17 protein-coding genes are annotated in these 19696 nt (G+C 55.0%); 10 read left to right on the top strand and 7 right to left on the bottom strand.

All coding sequences use genetic code 11. The features are described from left to right. Positions 1-17: 17 nt before the first annotated feature. On the bottom strand, positions 18-464 hold the full coding sequence (msrB, locus tag ACW9KT_RS07845; RefSeq protein WP_457079059.1) for a peptide-methionine (R)-S-oxide reductase MsrB: 447 nt from the start codon (positions 462-464) through the stop codon (positions 18-20). Between the two features lie 170 nt (positions 465-634). Here msrB and ACW9KT_RS07840 point away from each other — a divergent pair, with 170 nt between their 5' ends. The 3 genes from ACW9KT_RS07840 to ACW9KT_RS07830 all read left to right on the top strand — a co-directional run bounded on the left by ACW9KT_RS07840 (position 635) and on the right by ACW9KT_RS07830 (position 4472). Then, positions 635-1993: an HTTM domain-containing protein gene (locus tag ACW9KT_RS07840; protein WP_457079057.1), complete on the top strand. Its 1359-nt coding sequence runs from the start codon at positions 635-637 to the stop codon at positions 1991-1993. 315 nt (positions 1994-2308) lie between these two features. Then, positions 2309-3538 (top strand): multidrug effflux MFS transporter, encoded by a 1230-nt coding sequence (locus ACW9KT_RS07835; RefSeq protein ID WP_457079055.1) that lies wholly within the window; start codon positions 2309-2311, stop codon positions 3536-3538. A gap of 154 nt (positions 3539-3692) precedes the next feature. Beyond that, on the top strand, positions 3693-4472 hold the full coding sequence (locus tag ACW9KT_RS07830) for an oxygenase MpaB family protein (RefSeq protein ID WP_457079053.1): 780 nt from the start codon (positions 3693-3695) through the stop codon (positions 4470-4472). A gap of 72 nt (positions 4473-4544) precedes the next feature. Here the strand turns inward: ACW9KT_RS07830 and ACW9KT_RS07825 are convergent, their stop codons facing one another. Beyond that, positions 4545-5357: a DUF2490 domain-containing protein gene (locus ACW9KT_RS07825; protein ID WP_457079052.1), complete on the bottom strand. Its 813-nt coding sequence runs from the start codon at positions 5355-5357 to the stop codon at positions 4545-4547. Between the two features lie 281 nt (positions 5358-5638). Between ACW9KT_RS07825 and ACW9KT_RS07820 the strand changes: the two genes are divergently transcribed. Next, positions 5639-6199, top strand: coding sequence for a cupin domain-containing protein (locus ACW9KT_RS07820; RefSeq protein WP_457079050.1), 561 nt, complete (start codon positions 5639-5641; stop codon positions 6197-6199). 63 nt (positions 6200-6262) lie between these two features. On the opposite strand, the gene ACW9KT_RS07815 is transcribed toward ACW9KT_RS07820, so the two are convergent. Next, positions 6263-7264 (bottom strand): glycoside hydrolase family 43 protein, encoded by a 1002-nt coding sequence (locus ACW9KT_RS07815; protein WP_457079048.1) that lies wholly within the window; start codon positions 7262-7264, stop codon positions 6263-6265. A 338-nt stretch (positions 7265-7602) separates the two neighbouring features. Next, a complete protein-coding gene (locus ACW9KT_RS07810) occupies positions 7603-8448 on the bottom strand; it encodes a phytanoyl-CoA dioxygenase family protein (protein ID WP_457079046.1) in 846 nt (281 codons plus the stop codon). A gap of 234 nt (positions 8449-8682) precedes the next feature. Here ACW9KT_RS07810 and ACW9KT_RS07805 point away from each other — a divergent pair, with 234 nt between their 5' ends. Further along, positions 8683-9246 carry a nuclear transport factor 2 family protein gene (locus ACW9KT_RS07805; RefSeq protein WP_457079044.1) on the top strand — a complete coding sequence of 188 codons (564 nt, stop codon included), beginning with the start codon at positions 8683-8685 and terminating at the stop codon, positions 9244-9246. A 274-nt stretch (positions 9247-9520) separates the two neighbouring features. Here ACW9KT_RS07805 and ACW9KT_RS07800 read toward each other — a convergent pair whose 3' ends face one another. Both ACW9KT_RS07800 and ACW9KT_RS07795 read right to left on the bottom strand, forming a co-directional pair. Next, on the bottom strand, positions 9521-10339 hold the full coding sequence (locus tag ACW9KT_RS07800) for a DUF4142 domain-containing protein (RefSeq protein WP_457079042.1): 819 nt from the start codon (positions 10337-10339) through the stop codon (positions 9521-9523). 146 nt (positions 10340-10485) lie between these two features. After that, positions 10486-12948 carry a TonB-dependent receptor domain-containing protein gene (locus ACW9KT_RS07795; protein ID WP_457079040.1) on the bottom strand — a complete coding sequence of 821 codons (2463 nt, stop codon included), beginning with the start codon at positions 12946-12948 and terminating at the stop codon, positions 10486-10488. Between the two features lie 257 nt (positions 12949-13205). On the opposite strand from ACW9KT_RS07795, the gene ACW9KT_RS07790 reads away from it, so the two are divergent. The 3 genes from ACW9KT_RS07790 to ACW9KT_RS07780 are packed head-to-tail and all read left to right on the top strand — an operon-like array spanning position 13206 to position 17306. Then, positions 13206-14462 carry a WG repeat-containing protein gene (locus tag ACW9KT_RS07790; RefSeq protein ID WP_457079039.1) on the top strand — a complete coding sequence of 419 codons (1257 nt, stop codon included), beginning with the start codon at positions 13206-13208 and terminating at the stop codon, positions 14460-14462. Positions 14463-14512: 50 nt separating this feature from the next. Then, entirely contained in the window at positions 14513-16810 is a 2298-nt protein-coding gene (locus ACW9KT_RS07785) for a GH92 family glycosyl hydrolase (protein ID WP_457079037.1), read from the top strand. A gap of 40 nt (positions 16811-16850) precedes the next feature. Beyond that, positions 16851-17306: a hypothetical protein gene (locus ACW9KT_RS07780; protein ID WP_457079035.1), complete on the top strand. Its 456-nt coding sequence runs from the start codon at positions 16851-16853 to the stop codon at positions 17304-17306. 291 nt (positions 17307-17597) lie between these two features. Here the strand turns inward: ACW9KT_RS07780 and ACW9KT_RS07775 are convergent, their stop codons facing one another. Beyond that, complete coding sequence (locus ACW9KT_RS07775; RefSeq protein ID WP_457079034.1) at positions 17598-17849, bottom strand: hypothetical protein; 252 nt, start codon at positions 17847-17849, stop codon at positions 17598-17600. 146 nt (positions 17850-17995) lie between these two features. On the opposite strand from ACW9KT_RS07775, the gene ACW9KT_RS07770 reads away from it, so the two are divergent. Both ACW9KT_RS07770 and ACW9KT_RS07765 read left to right on the top strand, forming a co-directional pair. Then, positions 17996-18292, top strand: a complete 297-nt coding sequence (locus tag ACW9KT_RS07770; protein ID WP_457079032.1) for a hypothetical protein — start codon at positions 17996-17998, stop codon at positions 18290-18292. Between the two features lie 79 nt (positions 18293-18371). Then, the gene (locus ACW9KT_RS07765) at positions 18372-19646 is read left to right on the top strand and encodes a glycoside hydrolase family 2 TIM barrel-domain containing protein (RefSeq protein WP_457079030.1); all 1275 of its coding nucleotides are present in this window, start codon (positions 18372-18374) and stop codon (positions 19644-19646) included. Positions 19647-19696 lie beyond the last annotated feature (50 nt).

Here is a 19696-nt window from a genome sequence, read left to right as displayed (position 1 = left end):
ACATTTGCCCCCCAGGCTCAACTTTCGGAGCGAAGCAGGCTCTCGGAATTCATGCAGTAACGCAACCCACTGGGCTCGGGGCCATCCGGAAATACGTGGCCAAGGTGACAATCGCACACGTTGCAAAGAGCTTCCAGGCGCTGCATATTGTGGCTGTTGTCGAAGGCGTACTTGATGGCATTTTTGGCGATGGGCTGGGTAAAGCTGGGCCAGCCGGATATGGCGTGATACTTCTCGGTTGAGTTGAACAACAAGCTACCGCAGCCTACGCAAGCATATACGCCCGGCTCGTAGGAGCGACAGTAGGCATTGCGGTAGGGCCGTTCGGTGCCTTTCCGGCGCGTTACCTCATACTGCGTGGGCGTCAACTGAGCTCGCCACACTTCCTCCGCCTGCTCCACTCTGCGGGCCGGCTCGGGGTTGCTGTATTTGGCAAATTTGAGCACGTCTATCCAGCGGAGCATCGGCTGTTTCTAGTGTTGGGGTCTTTTTGGCTAAACCAACTGCTTGGCTGGGCAGTTCAGGATTATCATGCTACTGGCAGCCGTGGCTGTTAAGCAATCATACTTATTTACCCGAAAATTGCCCCCCAGCGTAACAACCCGGCCCGCGCTGGGTCTCGTATCTTGCCAGCATGCTTACCCGCTTTACTGCCGCCTTGTTTCGCCCCATTGATATTGCCTGGCTGGTAGTGGTACGCATGGCGGTCGGGGTGTTGCTAGCGCTGGAAATGGCGGGCAGCTTGGCCCTAGGCTATATTCGGGAGTACACCGAGCCTCAGTTTCACTTCTCGTATTTGTTTTTCGACTGGCTGCCCGACTGGCCGCCGTCCGTGATGGTGGAGCTGCATTGGGGGGCAATTTTAGCCGGTATAGCCGTGGCGGCCGGCTGGCATTTCCGCCCCGCCGCTCTGCTCCTGACACTATGCTACACGCTGCTGTTTCTGGCTGAGCAAACGCGCTTTATCAATCACACTTACCTCTACTGCCTCGTGGCCGGCATGCTGGCTTTTATGCCAGCCCACCGCGCCGCTTCCGCCGATGTGCGTGCCGGGCGGGTGACGCCCACCGCCTCCGTACCCGCCTGGACGCGCTATCTGCTGCTTTTTCAGCTGAGCGTGGTGTACTTTTATGCGGGTCTTGCCAAGCTGGGTACTGACTGGCTGCTGGCCAAACCGCTAACCTTATGGCTGTCGGCTAAGGCCACTTATCCCATTATTGGGGGCATATTAGGGCACCCGGCCTTGCCCCCGATAATGAGCTATGGCGGCTTGCTGTTCGACCTGCTGGTGGTGCCTCTGCTGCTTTGGCGCCGCACGCGGCCGTGGGCATTTGGGGCGGCTATATTTTTTCACCTATCCAATGTACTCATCTTCGGCCTGGGCACTTTTCCTTGGTTTTCCCTGCTGGTTACGGCGGCCTTGTTCTTCCCTCCTTCCTGGCCCCGCCGCGTACGTGGACTGCGCCGCTGGCTGGCACCCCGTCTGCCGCAGTTTACCCCAACAAATACTGAGTTGGCCCGGCCAATAGCTCCCCGCTATGCGCCCGCGTTGCTGGCCGCTCTGGGGTTTTACGTGGCTGTTCAACTGCTGATTCCGTTCCGACATTTCCTTTATCCGGGCGACGTGCACTGGACGGAGGAAGGTCATCAGTTCGCTTGGCGCATGATGCTACGGGCTAAGTCCGGTACGCTTAGCTACCGGGTAGTGCGGGCCGATGGCTACACGGAAACCGTTTCCCCGGCCACGTATCTCACCCCTAGGCAAGTGCATAAGCTGGCGGGCCACCCCGACTACATTTTGCAGTTTGCTCACTTTCTCGCAGTCGAATATGCCCGGCGCGGCCTCGGTCCAGTAGCCGTGTACGCCGACTCGCAGGTGCAGCTGAACCAACATCCAGGCCGCCCCATCGTCGCGCCCAACGTTGACCTGGCCGCCCAGCCGCGCACGCTGTGGCCGGCTACCTGGATTGCGCCCGCGCCGTCTCAGCAATAAGGCGCACAACTGCCTATTTAACCTCAAGCCAAGCTCACAAAGAGCAACTCACTGTGGGTATCGCCATGGGGCGAAGCTGCTTGAGCTACTGACTCCTTCCGCTAGCCCCGACTTATATATGCAACTTGCGGCATTATTTCGCGGGCGTAGCTGTTCAGGCCACTTATCTATTCCAGAACTTCCGTACCCTCGATTAGTTCTTTCGTATTCTGTAACTGCCTGGGGGGCTTTTTAGCTCCGTTGCGGCTCGTCAGATTACTTCCTACCGTCTTTCTTTTTCGAATATACAGGGGCCAAAATGCCCCAGAGTTACCCATGTCCAAGCAACAGTACTTTTTTCTAATTCTGATTTTGGGCAGCCTGTCGGCGCTCGGACCATTTTCTATCGATATGTACCTGCCGGGCTTTCCGGCCATTGCTGAAGACCTGAACACGACAGCCGCCCGCGTGACTTTGTCGCTATCAAGCTTCTTTATCGGCATCTCGGCGGGCCAGCTGTTGTATGGGCCGTTGCTCGACCGGTTTGGGCGCAAAAAGCCCCTCTATGTTGGACTATTGGTGTATGTGCTGGCCTCCGTGGGCTGCGCCGTTATTCATACCATCGATGGGCTGATTGTGCTGCGGCTGGTGCAGGCTATTGGCAGCTGCGCCGCTGGGGTAGCTTCGGTAGCCATGGTGCGCGACTTGTTTCCGGTGAAAGACAGCGCTAAGGTGTTTGCGCTCATTATGCTCGTTATTGGCCTTTCCCCCATGATTGCGCCCACCGCGGGCAGCTACGTCACTACGGCTTTTGGGTGGCAGGCGGTGTTTATCGTGCTGGCGGCCATGGGCTTGCTGCTCTTGGTCGCCACGTTCTTCTGGCTACCCGATACCTACAAGCCCGACGTTACGATGTCCTTGAAACCCCGGCCCATTCTGACTAATTTCTGGACGGTGCTGCGGGAGCCGCAGTTTTATACCTACACGTTTACCGGCGCAGTTTCTTTTTGCGGTCTGTTTGCCTACGTGGCCGGCTCACCCCTGTTGTTCATGGATATCTTCGGGGTAGATGCTCGGGCGTACGGCTGGATTTTCGCCTTTCTTTCGGTGGGTCTTATTGGGTCCAGCCAGGTAAATAGTGTGCTGCTGCGGCGCTATCAGAACGAACAGCTGGTATTTGTTGCCCTTATCTGCCAAGTGTTTACGGGCCTGGCGCTGCTAATATGCACCAGCTTTGGCTGGATTGGGCTGGAAGGCACCATTGCGCTGCTGTTTCTCTTTTTGTGCTGCCTGGGCTTCAGCAGCCCCAATACGGCGGCTTTGTCGCTGGCGCCCTTCTCCCGCAATGCGGGCAGCGCGTCGGCCCTGATGGGCGCCATACGGATGGGTATGGGCGCGCTGGCTTCAATGGCCGTCAGTATTTTCAGCAATCATACGGCGGTGCCCATGGTAGCCGTTATGGCTGTTACCTCGGTGCTGGCATTAGTGCTATTGCTCACGGGCCGCAAGCAGATTAGGGAGCAAGTAGAGGTAGCCACGGGTCAACTAGCCGAGCCAGTACATTAATAAACGGCAGATTACCTACTTACTAAGTAATCGAACGCCCACCTCTGCCCGCCGCTTGATACGCAACGGGCGCAGGCGGGCGTTCAGCTATTTCCGACTTCCTTTCAACTTCCGTTCTGCGGAGCTATTTGTCCTCTTTTCGAGTTCTTGGTCTATGGAATATTTCGTTGCTAAGCATTCTGTAGTGCGCTCTATTTGGGGCAAAGCGGATACTGTGCTCTTTATTTTTGCTGGCGCGGCGGCCGAGTTTGCGCTGAACAAAGCCGTTGATTGGCTGTACTTTACCGGTCGCCTGCCCGCCGATCCGCTGGCGCGCCTGTTTTCCACCGTGGAGTACGCGCGCAAGATTGTATTTGCCCCCCAGGCCGGCGCTGAGCGGGCCATCGATACCATTGCCGCTATCCACGGCGCCGTAGAAGCCAAGCGCGGTATGGCCATTCCGGATTGGGCCTACCGCGATGTCCTTTTTCTCCTTATTGACTATTCCATCCGCTCGTTTGAAGCCCTAGAGCGCCCGCTCACCACGGCGGAAAAGGAGGAAGTGTTCGAGGTATTTAGTCGTGTAGGGCAGCGCATGGGTATCCCCAATTTGCCCCCCACGTACGCCGAGTGGCTTATAGTACGTCAACAACACCTGGCCGCTGACCTAGAGCATAGCCGCTTCACTACCGATTTGTATCAGCAGTACCGCAAGCACCTGGGGCCACTGCGCTACTGGCTACTGTTGCAAGGCCAGCGCTTAGTAGTGCCCGATGTGGTGCGCGACCTGCTGCACCTAGGCTCTCGCTCTTGGCTCCGACCAGTGTTGCCGCTGTATCGCCAAACGCAGCATTTGCGCATGAGCCAGTGGGCCAAAGCGGCCTTACTCCCAACTGAGTACAAAGCTCAAATTCAAGCCTTGGATAGAGAGCCGGCCGAACTGCAATTCGGCTGAGTGGCAGTGCGCTTTTAGATATTAAAACGTCTCTCAGACCTTTGCAGCCCATTTTGTGCCGGCCAGTAAGGTCTACCCCGACGGTTGTGACTTAGTCAAATCTAGGTTGTAAATCACGTTGAGCCGAAAGCCATTGTTATTCTCAAATACAGACTGTTGTGTATCGGGCTCTGGCTCAGCGTGTTGGGTCCACTGGTTAAGGTAGTTCAGCTCCAGCTTCCAGTTGTCGCGAATTTGGTAGCCCAGGCCGCCCGATATGCGGTTTTGGTTGAATACGTTGCGGCCCACATTCCTTCCGAAGCCGATAAATATTTCATCGAAAAAGTTGACGTACCATTCGCCGTCGTCAATGCTGGGGCCTTGCAGCGGAATTTCACCCGCAATCTGGTAGCGCGCCCGGTTCTGGTATTCCCAGCTTTCTACCCGACTTGGATTGCTTTCGGCCAACTGCCCCAGCCAGCGTTGCTCTAGCCGCAGGCGGTGCGAAAGCAGCAGACGGCCATAGGTACTAGTGAAAGTTATGTCCTGATGTGCTCGGTTTTCTGGGGTTGGCTTGCCCAAATCGGCCGTTGGATAGTCACCGTAGGGGTAGGTAGTAAGCTGGGTGTAGCCGCCCGACACCTCCACATTCTCGGCTAGCGCGTACACCAATCCTAGGCGCGAGAGTAACTGTTGACGGCCCAAGCCCAGGCGCGTGCGGCGCCATTGCAACTCGGTGTGCACGGCCCAATCGGGGCTCAGTTGGTGGTCGCCGTTATAAGTAAACCACCCGATGGCATTGCGGTCCAGCACCCGAGCTGTTGACTGGCCCCAAGCTGGCGCGGCGAGCAAACTACCAAGCAACAGAAGCGCCAGCTTCAGGGCATTGAAATAAGGTGGCGGCATTGCTTCGTGATGAGGGGAATAACTAACTCAGGGAAGTAGCCTCCCGCAATTCATTTGGTGAGATATCGGAAGGTCAGCGGCCAGTTCCGCTTCTCAGGCAGTTCGGTAGTCCTAGGGTAGTACCGATTGTGCTCGGGTATAGTTGTGCTTGCCAGTAGTCAGCAAAGCAGCGACATGGATTATTCGCTATATTACACTAGCACTGAGGTTGATGCGTGCCAACTACTTCTAGCAACGGCCGATGCCAAAGTCATTGAGTGTGTACCTAAACTCTGATAGTTATGCAGCGCCGACGCTTTATTCAGACTACCCTAACTAGTCTGCCCCTGATGGCCGCCGCGCCCGCATCGCTCATGCTCGATCAGCCTGGCAAAGGCTTTAAGATAGGTGCCGGCGAGGGCCGCTTGCACGGCCACATGCAGTTGATGGGCGTCAACGCGAACATTCTGGACTTAAAAGTATCGGGGAAAGACACCAACGGCGGCCTGGCCATTTTTGAGCAAACTAGCTTGTCGCAGGGCCGCGGCACACCTCTGCACGTCCACTTCAAGCAGGATGAGGTATTTTATGTGCTAGAGGGCGAATATTACTTTCAGGTAGGCAACGATAAATACCGCCTTAAGACTGGGGAAAGCATCTTTCTGCCCCGCCAAGTACCTCATGCATGGACTCAGGTCAGCGCTAGCGGCCACATGATGGTAACGCTTCAACCAGCGGGCAAACTGGAAGAGTTTTTCGTCACGTTATCTAGCCTAAAAACGCCCCCCACACCCGAAGAAATGGCTAACATTTTTGCAGCCAATGAGATGAAAGTAGTAGGCCCACCTTTGCAGATTGATTGAAAAGCAAAGTACCGCTTCTTAAAATTTTGACCCAGCTAGTATTAACTCAATTCGCCACAAAAGCTACTCCGGCGACCCAAAATCGGGCAAGCCATCTGGCTTCCAGCTAAACGGCTTGGCTCTAATCTGCCGGGCCCAACCGGCCTGACTCCTGCGAGCGGCGTGATAGATGATATAATCTTGCCCCTTTATCTGCACAAAGGACGCGTGACCGGGCCCGAAAATGGTGTCGGTTTTGGCAAATACCGGCTCGGGTTCTTTGCGCCATGAAGCGGGGTCCAGCAAATTGCCCCCTAAGTGCGTGAGTTGACCCAAACAATAGTCGTCGGTCCAGCTACCGCTTGCTGAGTAAATGATAAAGATGCGGCCATTGCGGACCAGCGCCTGCGGGCCCTCATTTACGTGCGGGTAGCCCTGCTTTTCCCATCTGTATTCGGGCCTCGAAATGCACACCCGATCTGAGGCGATAGTCAGCGGGTCCCGCATGCGGGCGATGTAAATATTCTGGCTGGTATTGGTAACGCCCTCCCACCCCGACCAGATGAAATACAGCTCACCTTCTTCCGTACGCAGCACGGAGCCATCGATGGCCCAGCGGTCGGTTGGGATTTGCAATTGGCCCTGAAACTCGTATTTCCCCTGCGGATTGCCCGAAAGTCCTTCCAACACAAACATCCGCTCCTCCCCCAGCCGGGCGTTGTAGAGCGCAAAGTAGATGTACCATTTCCCATCGATCAGTTGTAGCTCCGGCGACCATATCTCCACGAATTCGGGCGCCGGGCCGTGCTCCGTTGGCCACACCTGCACAAGCTCAGCACTCGCCATTTCCGCCAACTCTGCAAACCGAGCCACCAGTATCTTTCGCTTCAGCCGATCGACGGTACAGTAGTATAAATGCCCCCCAGCCGAGATAACCCACGGATCTTCACCGTCTGACACCAGCACATGCGTTTGGTCGCCGCTAGGTGGCAATGCCCGAGCCGCAGCAGTCAGCTTGTTGATTTCTTCTACCGTCATCGGCGCTAAGTGCGCTTCCTGGTAGATATGGTCCTCGGGTATAGGCATAATGGATTAGAGACTGAGAGGTATTCTCCCCTTCTAAGCTTAAAGGAAAATGACGTGTTCCAGGCGGGGCTGGGATGGTTACTAATCTATTTAAGTTGTTCTAAAAGGCATTCATGTCATGGCCTGATTGCATATCAAGAACGTCATGCAGAGCGCAGCGAAGCATCTCGCATGCGGTCGTGGGATTACCACTCCAGCGTCAGCACGCGAGATGCTTCGCTGCGCTCTGCATGACAACCGGGAGTTGTTCAAGCTTCGGCCAATCACCCCTAACCCCTCCTCCGCGGAGGAGGGGAACTAGCTGTTTAGTCTTAGCTTAGCGCCAAAAAGCAACCGCTTTACGCCTCGCCCATCATCAGCCCTTCAATCGTGTGGCCCTGCACGATGGGCTCCAGCTCATCTACTAAGCGGCAGGTCAGGTGCGGCTGTAGGCTTGCGGGCAGGGTGGCGTAAAAGGCGCGGGTGAGCTGCAGGTCGTGGCGCTCGGCGTTGGTGGCAGTGGGGGCATCGACGCCCAGCACCAGCGCGGGCCGCGACTTATCGGAGTGGTTGGCCGTGCCGCGGTGAATGGTCAGGGCCGAGCGGGCGGAAATGTCGCCCATCTGCGGGTACTTGCGCTGGGCGCGTGCTTCGTAGCGGGGGTAGTTGGCCTTGGGCGGAAACATCGCGTGCTCGAAGTTGGTGGGCAGATCCCACTGCGTGCCGGGCGCAATTTCGAAGGGGCCCATGTCCTCGGTCACGTCCACGGTCGTGAGGTTGAAGGCCAGGGAGTTGAGCCGACGACCCATGATGGTATCGTCGGGGGCAGGGAAGTCGCGGTGCCAGGGCTGGTTCATGGCGCCAGGGTTGGGCACGTCGAAGCCAATTTCCACGATTTTGTACGCCGGCCCGAGTACGGCCTCGCACACGGCCGTCACCCACGGGTGCGTAGCCAGCTCCACAAAGCCGCGGATGTCTTCGGGATGAATCTCGACGTAGTGGCGCTTGGGGCCGCGGCCCAGGGCACCGCCGGGGCGCTGGAGAGCAGCCTCGTAGAGCACGGCAATGTCTTCACCAAGCTGCTGCACCCAGTCGCGAGTGAATGCGCCTTTGAGCCCAATGATGCCGTCGCCATATAGACCGCCCATGATGTGCGCTACTTCATAAGTAGGCCGCGTACTGGCACTTATCTGCGTTGTTTCCATATTGATGTCCTTTTCTACTTATTTAGTCATCTAAATATTGGCAGCATCCTGATCCGGTTTTGAATACGCGGATGCAGGCAGCGACCCTAACTGCATTTCTTAACGAAGTCAGCGAGTTTTGGTAGTAACAATCTTGCTCTATATTGCTCTAAACCAGGCCAGATGTCTCAAAAAATTTAAGCCAACGAAGCGATTTACTAAGTTGCAAAAGCCTGTTTTTTATCCTGTAACGCTATGTTAAAAACCTTTACTAATCTAGTTACAAAATCACGCTTGAAGCGTGTGGCCGTCATGGGTGGTTCAATCCTGGCCTTGGGGGGCAATTCGTGCTCCTCAAGCAAGCCGGCCGAATCACCTACTATTTCACAGGTGACACCAGTCGCTGGGGTGCAACTACCTCCAGCTAAGGAATTATATACGACCATCGCTCGGCTCGACAGCGCCATGTTTGCTGCCTTTAACCGCCACGACGCGGACCAGCTCCAAACCTTCTTCGCCGAGGAGCTCGAGTTCTTTCACGATAGAGGCGGCCTGGCCGATTTTCGCAAAACGATGGACGGGTTCCGGAGCTTATTTGAGCAGAACAAAACGACCGGACTCAACCGCCAATTGGTGCCTGGCAGCTTGGAAGTGTATCCCATTCCGGGCTACGGCGCCGTCGATGCTCATTTGCACCGCTTCTGCCACGTAGAGAATGGCAAAGACGACTGCGGCACTTTCAAGAACCTGATGGTATGGCGCCTAAAAGACGGCCAGTGGAAAGTAACCCGCGTTGTCAGCTACGACCATGACCATTGATTACATACCGAAAACTCTGGCTGTTAGCCTACACTAAATCTTTAAAAACGCCCCCAGCGCCATCTTAGCATCTGAATAAGTCCTAAGAGCTGGGCCCACGTGCATTAGTAAGCCTCTTCAAGCTGCTTCGTTTCTATAAACAACGCTCCCGGCACTAAGGCAACTGCTGTTGCTTAGCGCCGGGAGCGTTGTTTATACTTATGACAGGGAATGCCTTGGGGGGCAAATCTTGGCAACACCTTCAGTTGTCGGCTTACTCAACGCATGTGCCTGCTCAATCAGCCTTCTTTTCGATGTTGTCTGCCATTGTATGGTGCGACCGCAACATGGGCAGCGTTTTGGTGGCAAATGCCTGAACAGTTGGTGAGTCTGCTGCTTTGCTTTTTACCTCAAACATTGCAATGTCCATCTTATGGGCCGTTTCCATGAGGTCCATGTACGCCTCGTCGAAGTCCTTACCGGTTTTACTTTTCAGTCGGTCGGCCATAGCTTGATGAACAGGCATCATCGTTTCTGGCATGGTTACCCCGAGCGGCGTAGCTACAGCCTTAAGCTCCTGTGTAGCCTTGGTGTGGTGGCTAACCATCATCTGAGCAAATTTCTTTACCTCAGCATTGGAGGCTTGTTGTGAAGCTAGTTTACCCGCCTGAATTTCCAGCATATTGCTGCTAGCCGCGTTCAGTAAAAAGACGGGGTCTTGCATAGTGGAAAAAGTGGCCATAAACGCGCTCATATCAGTAGCGGCGGCTGCGCCCGTGGCCCCGGTAGCACCTGCACCACTTGTGCCTTCCGTCGCGGCAGACGTGCCGCCACCTGCCCCCGATGCAGCTGTGCCACCTACACCTGCACTACTTGTACCAGTCGTTCCGCTGGCGCCCATAGTCCCTCCGGCAACTGAGCCTGTCGAACCTGCATCCATAGCAGAGCTACTTGCTCCTGTGGCGGAGGTGCCGCTTGCAGCACCCATACTGCTAGTACCAGTTGCGCTACCAGTAGCGGTTTCTGTACCGGAGCTAGTGCCTGTATTGGCGCTACTGCAGGCAGTGCCAATTACGAGTACACCGGCCACCAGGAAATGAGGAAATACTTTCATTGTTTTCATAGTTAGGTAGAATTACGAGAGTGATGCTTTTTTACGATAGACAGCAACTCAGGTATACATATTAATAGGATATTTTTATAAAAAGACTCCCTATAGTTGAGCTAAGCAGCTCAACTATATAATAATTTCAGTGACCGTTACTGTGCCCGACGTTTCTCTTCCTCGGCCCCGGTCTTGCGGTTGGTGACCGCCGCTTTTTCGTTGCCAAATTTCCAGGCAAAGGAGAGCGTTACCACGCGCGTATCGCGGCGGATATAGAGGTCTTGCTGGTAATTGGTGTAGATAGAAACAGCGCTAAAAGGTAAGGTGTAAAGGATGTCAGTGGCCGCCAGCTTGATGGTGCCTTTGCGGTCCAGCACTTCTTTTTTCACGGCTACACTCACTTGCCCGTAGTCGCTGAATTCGAAGAAGCCCACCCGCTGCCGGGAGTTGTAGCGCGCGTTCAATTCTGCCCCCCAGCCTTTGCCCAAAGTGAAGGTGCTGTTGCTGCTCAGGGTATAAGCCGGCTGCCCGGCCCGTAGGTTCGTTCCGGCTAGCGTGCCGTCATAGTGGACGTAAAAGAACACGGCGTTGTTGTAGATGCTCAACCACTTACCGACCGTAATGGGCGCTGTGAGCGTGAGCGATACATACTGCTGCTGGTCTAGGTTTACGTTGGTCGAAACGGTGGTAGTGTCAGTTTCGGGGTAGGCCACATCGGTGATGGGGTCCTTGGTGACACTGTAGCTGAGGCCGGCGGTGTACTTCTGCTTGAAGGTATAGTTCACCTCCATGTTGTAGCTAGTTTCGGGGCGCAGGTTAGGGTTGCCTTTGCCGGAAGTAGCGGGATCGATGATAAAGCGGAAAGGGTTGAGCTGACCATAGGAGGGCCGGTTGATACGGCGGCTCAATGACATCGTTACTTCGTTTTGCTCGGTGGGCGAATACTTCAGGGCCGCGCTTGGAAACAGCTGGTAGTAGTTGCGCTCGAAATTCTCAGAAGTCACAATTTGGCGGCCAGTGGCGTGGGTTTTCTCACCCCGCAAGCCAGCTTGCAAGTTGAACTGCTTGCTGAAATTATGATTCAGGTTGGCGTAGGCGGCCGTAATGACTTCGTCGTAGCGAAAGCGGTTGCTCAGGTTCAGGTCGGGCGTGGTGATGCCTTCGCGGGTATTTGTGAACTGGATGTCGTTGTCGGCGTACACCTGGCTGGCTTTGGCGCCGGCTTCCAAGCGGGTGTCGGCGTTTAGCTGCTGGGTGTAATCAGCCTTTATAGCTTTGATGGTCAGTTCACTGGTTTGGTCGCTGGCCAGCGTAGCATCGGGCCGGCCTAACAGTTGAAAAAAGGTGGTTTGGCTTTGGGTACGGTGGGTGTTGTAGCGGGCATAGTCTACGTCGGCTGTTAGCTCGGGGCGGCCGGTGCCCTCACCGAAGGTGTGCTTGAAGTTGATGTTGCCCGTGATGTTGGGATTGTTGCCCCGGCCCGTACTCAGGGCGGTATAATAATCGGTTACCTCACCTGCGCCATTGTAAAAAGTACTGGTGTTGACGCCTGAGCCGCTGGGCTTCGGGTTCGGTACCGCAAAGCCCGAAATAACGCCCCCCAGCACAGTGTTCTTCGACAAATTCACGTCTGTGCCGACCTTATAAATCAAGAAGTGATCCTCGAATACTCCTCGGTTACGCTGGTCAGCAGTACCGATGAGCACCGGCTCCCCGTTGTCCTGCGACTCGTAGAAATAGCGGTAGGTATCACGAACACCAAAGTTGCGGCGCCGGCCATACGTGAGGGAGCTGAACACGTTGACATCTTTGTTGCGATGGTTCCCCGACAAGCTACTGGAAAATTTGCCGTACTCGCCGCGGCCGTAGCTGATGTTGGCGTTGCCGTTGGTACCCTGGCGCTGGTCTTTTTTGAGGTTGATGGCAATGATGCCGGCGCCTCCTTGCGCATCGTATTTGGCGGGTGGATTTGTAATCAGTTCAATGCTTTTAAGCTGATCAGCTGGCAAAGAGCGGAGGTAATCGGCTAGCTCGGTGCCGGTCATGGGCTGACGCTTGCCATCAATGAGCACCAGCAAGCCCTGACGGCCGCGTAAGGCGAGGTTGTCGTTGCCATCTACGGTCACGCCGGGGGCGCGGGCCAGTACATCAAGGGTGGTGTTGCCGGAAGCTAAAGTTGAGCCTTCCACGTTCACCACGGTACGGTCGGCCAAGCGCTCAAACAACGGCTTCTGCCCGACTACCTGCACTTCCTTCAACTGGGTGGCGGCGCTGGTTTGCAGGGTGATGACGGGCAATTTTTGCCCCCCAGCGGGTAGCGTAAAGACCTCTGTCCAGTACCGCACAAAGCCTACTTGCGCCGCCGATACGCGGTAGCTGCCCTCGCTCAAGCCCTCGAAGCGAAAAGCCCCCTGACCGTCGCTAAACTCAGTTTTGACCACCGACGAGTCGGCGGCGCGGTGCAGGGTGACAGTGGCGTAGTCAACTGGAACGCCCGCCGCGCTGCGTACGGTGCCTGTGATGCTGCCAGGCGTTTGGGCAGCGGCCGAAGCGGCGATTAGCCAAGCCAATACGGCTAATAATATTCCGGCAACGAAAGAAGTAGAGCTAGTGCGCATAATGCTTCTAGTGATGATGAAAACGGGAGTCAGGGTCAGGTTAGCGAACGGCCAAGGCAACTAGGCGGCAGGCTGGGAATTCTCGCTTCGCTAACCGCAGGGCATGACGCGGACAGCAGCCCGCTAGCAGCGGCCTTAGCTGAGGTGTCTTTCCGGTTGCGCGGGCCGGACAGACGAGACATGCATTGATTAGGAAGAGAGTTCAAACGTGGACACCGCAAAAAATCGGAAAGGTTACAGGCGGTGTCTTATTTTTTTTGCGGCTTGCCCTTTTGATGCATGCATGCGACGTAGAGACGCGATACCATTTACCAAGTTGCTTTACCACACTAGCATTGTTGAAACGTACTCTTTCCCACCCTCCTGCCTACCTTACCAGCTTCAATCTAAAGCTGATGAAACTCCTGCCTCTCGCCGCTTTGCTCCTCGCGGCTTTCTCCTCCTTCGCTCAGCAGCCAGACGAGGTCTGGACGCGCTTTAGCGAGGAGATAAATGAAAGAACTCGATACGGCTACCAGGATGCAAAAGGGCATATTCAAGTGCCAGCTAAATTTGGCGAATTTGGCACCGCCATAACCTTTCGACACATCATTGCCGTGAGTGAAGCCAACACCGGAGCTACTTATCATTTGCTGAAAAATGGCCGGCAGGTGGGACGCGACAGCGTGTATATGGTTGACTATTATTATGACTGTGAAAACGAGGGCAAAATTCGATTTAAGAGCCGAAAAAGTAACCGAGTAGGTTTTCTTGACAGCCAAGGGCAAGTGGCAATTCCGGCTGTGTATAATTCCATTACCCAGTTTCACAACGGACTAGCGTTAGCACTAATTGGAGCGCGGGCTACATGCCTAAGTGGCGAGAGCGATACGATGCGTTGCGAACACCCAAGCTGGGTAGGTGGGCGCTGGGTGCTGTTGAATGAGCGTAATAAAATAGTGATCGACAACCTGCACGAGCAAAAGTGGAAGGGGTGGCTAGATCTGTATTCACTAAAAATTAATGCTGCAGCCGTGAATACAGCTACCACCATAACTTTCCGGGCCGTAAATGGCGCCCGTTACTCATTTGTAGATTACAAGAAAGAATTCACGCATTGGTTATACAATGTGTTTGTGCCCGCTGTGCGCACTGGCAAGGCCGAAACCCTAGCGTCACTGTGCTTCACAGAATTGGCTTTTCGCCCTCGCAAAGGCCAGTTTGAACTTATTGAGCGGGCAGCGTTTATGCAGCAATTTTATGGGCCGGTATCACAATCGGGACTTAGGGCGGTGCATCGCGACGCAAAAAACGTCGCTATTTTCACTGAAAGCCTAGATATGTCCATTTTAACGAGCCAAAGCTTTCAGCCTTTCCTAACAGAATGTGGTGATCCTTTTTATGAAAAATACCCAGCGTTTCATGTAGTCGTGACTTATAATTCACCATCAGGTAAAGCGGAAGACATATACCAAAACGATTTCGGGTTTATCCGCACGGAGGAGGGCTACCGTCTTTTTCAGGTATCACTGTAAGAAATTTTGAAGAGTGAGGAGTAGCTTGATCAACTCTTATCTTGCTCCTCATGAAGCTATTTTTGCCCTTGCTCCTCCTTGCGGCCTTGTCAGGTCTCGCCCAAAACCAGAAGCCGAAATCCACCGAAAACCTGGTGCAGTACGCTAAGCCTCTGGTGGGCACGGCCAAGATGGGGCACACGTTTCCGGGGGCTACAGTGCCGTTCGGCATGGTGCAGCTCTCGCCCGATACCGACACGCTGAGCTACGAGCAGAACGGCAAGTACAATCCCGATGTGTATAAGTATTGCGCTGGGTATCAATACGCCGATAAAACCATCGTCGGCTTCTCGCACACTCACTTCAGCGGCACTGGCCACTCTGACCTTGGCGACTTTCTGGTAATGCCCACCACTGGCCGCTTGCAGCTCAACCCTGGCACGGCCGCCAAGCCCCAAAGCGGCTACCGCTCCGCTTACTCCCACCAGACGGAAGTAGCCGAGCCTGCTTACTACAAGGTGAAGCTGGAAGACCACAGCATCCTGGCCGAGCTGACTGCCACCAACCGCGTGGGCTTTCACCAGTACACGTTTCCGCAGTCCGATCAGGCCCACATCATTCTAGATCTGATGGCGGGCATTTATAATTACCCGGACAAAAACGTGTGGACTTTTGTGCGGGTTGAAAACGACTCTTTAGTGACCGGCTACCGCCAAACCAACGGCTGGGCCCGCACCCGCACGCTGTATTTTGCCCTCCAGTTTTCCAAGCCGTTTCGGCAGTACGGCAGCCGCAACTACTCGCCCAAACAGGTGTATCGCGGCTTCTGGGGCCGGTTTGACCAGAGCAAGAACTTCCCCGAGCTAGCCGGCGAGCAGCTGCGCCTCTACTTCGATTTTGAGACGAAGGCCAACGAAAAGATCAAGCTCAAGATGGCTATTTCGCCGGTGAGCACGGCCGGGGCCTTACAGAATCTGCGCACCGAGGCACCGGGCTGGGACTTCGAGCAGGTGAAGCGCCAGGGCCAGCAGCAGTGGCAGCAGGAGCTAAGCCGCGTCACGATACAGTCGCCGAAGCGGGCGGACAAGGAGAACTTCTACACGGCGTTGTATCACACCTTCCTCAGCCCCACTACCTATATGGATGCCGACGGCCAGTACCGCGGCCTCGACCAGAATATACACAAAGCCGAGGGCTTCACTAACTACTCCACATTCTCCCTCTGGGATACTTATCGGGCTTTGCACCCGCTGTTTAACCTCTTGCAGCCCAAGCGCAATGCTGATATGGTGCAGTCGATGCTGGCCCATTTTACGCAGAGCGCCGAGCACATGCTGCCCGTCTGGAGTCACCACGCCAACGAAAATTGGTGCATGATCGGTTACCACAGCGTGCCCGTTATTGCCGATGCCATTGTAAAGGGTAACGCACCTTTTGATGCCAATAAGGCTCTGGATGCCTGCGTGACTACCGCCCGCCAGCAGTGGTACGACGGCATCGGTGACTACCTGCGCCTGGGCTACGTGCCGGAGGACAAGCGCGGCTCTTCCGTCTCGAAAACCCTGGAATACGCCTACGACGACTGGTGCATTGCTCAGGCAGCGCAGAAGCTGGGGCGTCAGGATATTTACCAGGAGTTCAGCAAGCGCGCTCAGAACTGGCAGAACGTGTATGACAAGCGCATCGGCTTCATGCGCCCTCGCCTCAGCGACGGCAGCTTCCGCAAAGAGTTCGACGTGCTCAGCACCCATAACCAAGGCTTCATTGAGGGCAACGCCTGGAACTATAGCCTTTACGTTCCGCAAGATCCGGCGGCGCTTATTCAGCTCATGGGGGGCAATTCTCGCTTCGTGCCCCACCTCGATTCGCTGTTTACAATGCACCTGCCCGACAAGTTTTTTGCCGAAACCGAGGACATCACCCGCGAGGGCATCATCGGCAACTATGTGCACGGCAACGAGCCCGCCCACCACGCCGCTTACCTCTACAACTGGACTGATCAGCCCTGGAAAACTCAGGCTCGTGTACGCATGATCCTGCCCAAAATGTATCGCCCCACTCCCGATGGCCTCGGCGGCAACGACGACTGCGGGCAGATGAGCGCATGGTATATCTTCAGCGCCCTGGGCTTCTACCCCGTCGCGCCCGCCTCCCCCGACTACGCCCTAGGCAGCCCGGCTGTGCACGGCGCCACCATTAACCTTGAAAACGGCAAGACCTTCACCATCACCGTCAAAAACCAGAGCGACAAGAATGTGTATGTGAAGGAAGCGCGGCTAAACGGGCAGAAACTGACGCGTCCGTTTTTATCGCATCAGGATATTATGAATGGCGGCGAATTGACGTTTATGATGGCGGCGCGGCCGTGAGGTTATTTACTTTATAAAAACTTACTTTAATACTATACTCATGGCATCTGTAGAAAACCTCACAAAAAGTGTTGTAGTGAATTTTGGTTTAAATGAAGTCGCAGCAGCCGTTTATCAATTCCCTAATTATTTCGAGAAAGCGTACACGCTAAGGACCATTAATGATGTAATGAATATCTATACGTTCAGTGCATTGGAGACACTTTCTCTTGGTGTCTACATTGATATTACACTAAAGAATCTAGCGGCTGATAAAACGGAAATACATGTAGAAATACGCCGCAAAGTCGGATCGTTTGATGAAGCACACGAAATAGAAAATGCCAATACACATATGAGTAATGTGCTTGAGGCTATAAGCGTGTTTTTGAAAAACCCGAATTACAACTCACCCACAAAGTCGGCTGGCGCAGTAAATGACAATCGCTACGTGATACCTATACTGGTTGTACTAGTTGTTCTCGCTGGGCTCTTTTTAGTGTTTTACGTTGCCTAGATTATCATAAACAAAACCCCTAATTGGCGCGAGTTTAGCGTAGCGTAACTTGTGCCTAGTCATAGCGTGGAGGTTATACCTCCACTGCCGCGAAGCGGCAAGTTGGCACCACAGCGTTGCTAGTTGCTGTAGTAAAATCTCTTTCGTGTCATACTTCTGCAAGCTCAGCTTGACCCAGTCTGGTTTTCAATTCCTTGCGTTTACTCAACTGCCTAAACTTCAACGCAAAAGCCCCACTCTGAGCCAGTATTGGCTCAGAGTGGGGCTTTTGCCTAAGATCCGGCGGAGTGCCTACAGATTAGGGTTGAAGTTGGTCACGTTGGTATTAGACGCACCGGTACCCTTATTCTTGTTGCGGTTGTAGAGGTAAGCAGCGCCGGCAGCCAGCAACGCACCAGTGACAAGCTTGCGTCCACCGCCTCCAGCCCGACCGGCATTATCATATGTACCAGTAGCAGGGTTTACGGCCCTTCTACCACCGCCAAACAAGCCCGAAAGCAGGCCACCTAGTGAACCGCTTGGGCGATTAGAAAATATGCTCATGATTGACAAAGGCTATGGTGAATAGCTATAATAACGCAGACTAGGCTAGCAGGGTTGACGTGTCCAACGGTTCAGCTGTGCCGTATACCTGCCTAGCAACTGCCGCCTCTTCAGCAGCTTTTCTCACCTTCTAGGCACAAATAGCTATGGACCCCAAAACGCCTCCTAAGCAGCCCAATCCGGCTGATAACTCCCTTCCTTCAAAAGGCACCGCCGATACCCAGAGCGCCGACGGCCCCACCGTTACCAACCAGCCCCGCCCCGATAGCGCCCCCACCGCCGCGCCGCCTCCCACTCCTGATGCCGAGGCTCCTACGCCCGTTGCAAAAAACGATGCCGCGGCAGATATTCTTACCGACCCCACGGCGGCTGGTGCGCAGTCCGACATGGGCGGCGACACAGACCCCGGCGCCAGTAACACCAGCAACATCGAGCCCCTGTAGAAGCTAGTGAATTGGGTGGGGCTGTATAGAGGCTGAATCTAGCTAGCTTTAACCAACTAAAAAGCCCCCCAGCCATCCTATGAAGCTTGCTTTTTTTCTGCCATTGCTCGCCCTAACCATCACAGCCTGTGCCCAAACCGGACCCATCAAGGTTGAATTTAAACAGGTAAATGGCCGCTACGAGCTGCTACGTGCGGGGCAACCTTACTTCATTAAGGGGGCTGGTGGGGGTCAATTTCCGGAGCGCATCAAGGCTTGTGGGGGCAACTCTATCCGCACCTGGGCTACCAACGACGCCGATAAAGTGCTGGCCGACGCCAACAAACACGGCCTAACGGTGATGATGGGTTTGTATGTAACCCCCGAGCGCCAAGGCTTCGACTACAACAATCCTCAGGCTGTGGCCGAGCAACTCCAGATGCTGCGCGCTGAGGTGGTGAAGTACAAAGACAATCCGGCCTTATTGTTCTGGGGCATAGGCAATGAGCTGAACTTGGAGTACACCAATCCGAAAGTGTGGGATGCGGTGCAGCAGATTGCCCAGATGATTCACGAAGTGGACCCCAACCACCCCACCAGCACTGTGCTGGCCGGTCTCAATCAGAAGGAAGTCGACTTCATCAAAGCCAAGTGCCCAGCCGTGGATATTCTCGGCATCAACACGTATGCCGGGCTGGCTGCCATTCCCCAGCAAGTGCACGACACGGGCTGGACTGGCCCCTACGTGGTGGCCGAGTGGGGTCCGACGGGCCACTGGGAAAGCCCCGTCACGCCCTGGAAAGCGTCGGTGGAGGAAACCAGCAGCCAGAAAGCCGCCGTGTACCAGAGCCGCTACGAAGCTTTTATTGCTAAAGCTAAAACCCAGTGCCTGGGCACCTACGTGTTTTTGTGGGGCCAAAAGCAAGAGCGCACGCCCACCTGGTACGGCCTATTTACGGAGGACGGCAAGGAGTCGGAAGTGGTGGATGTAATGCAGTATTTGTGGAGCGGCAAGTGGCCCCAAAATCGGGCGCCGCACCTGGGGGGCTTTTTGCTGGATGGCAAGCAGGCCACCGACAATATTTACTTGCAACCGGGCCAGAGCTACCCCGTTGCCACCACCGTCACCGACCCCAACAAAGACCCGCTCACTTACCGCTACGAGCTACTGCCTGAGAGCACCGACCTGAAGTCGGGCGGTGACCGGGAAAGTCGCCCCGCTGCTATTCCGGGTTTGATTCCGGCCGATGCCAAAGGCCAAACCAAGCTCACCGCCCCAACCCAGGAAGGTGCCTATCGGTTGTTTGTGTACGCATACGATGGGCACGATAATGTGGCTACGGCGAATATCCCGTTTTATGTGAAGGGAAAATAAACTCAGAGCGTCACGCTCGAACAGGCGGACGCCAGATCAAGCATGACGTT

This window comes from Hymenobacter sp. HD11105 (assembly GCF_054051685.1).
The sequence above is the reverse complement of the archived record's forward strand: the minus strand, read 5'-3'. Positions and strand labels throughout refer to the sequence as shown.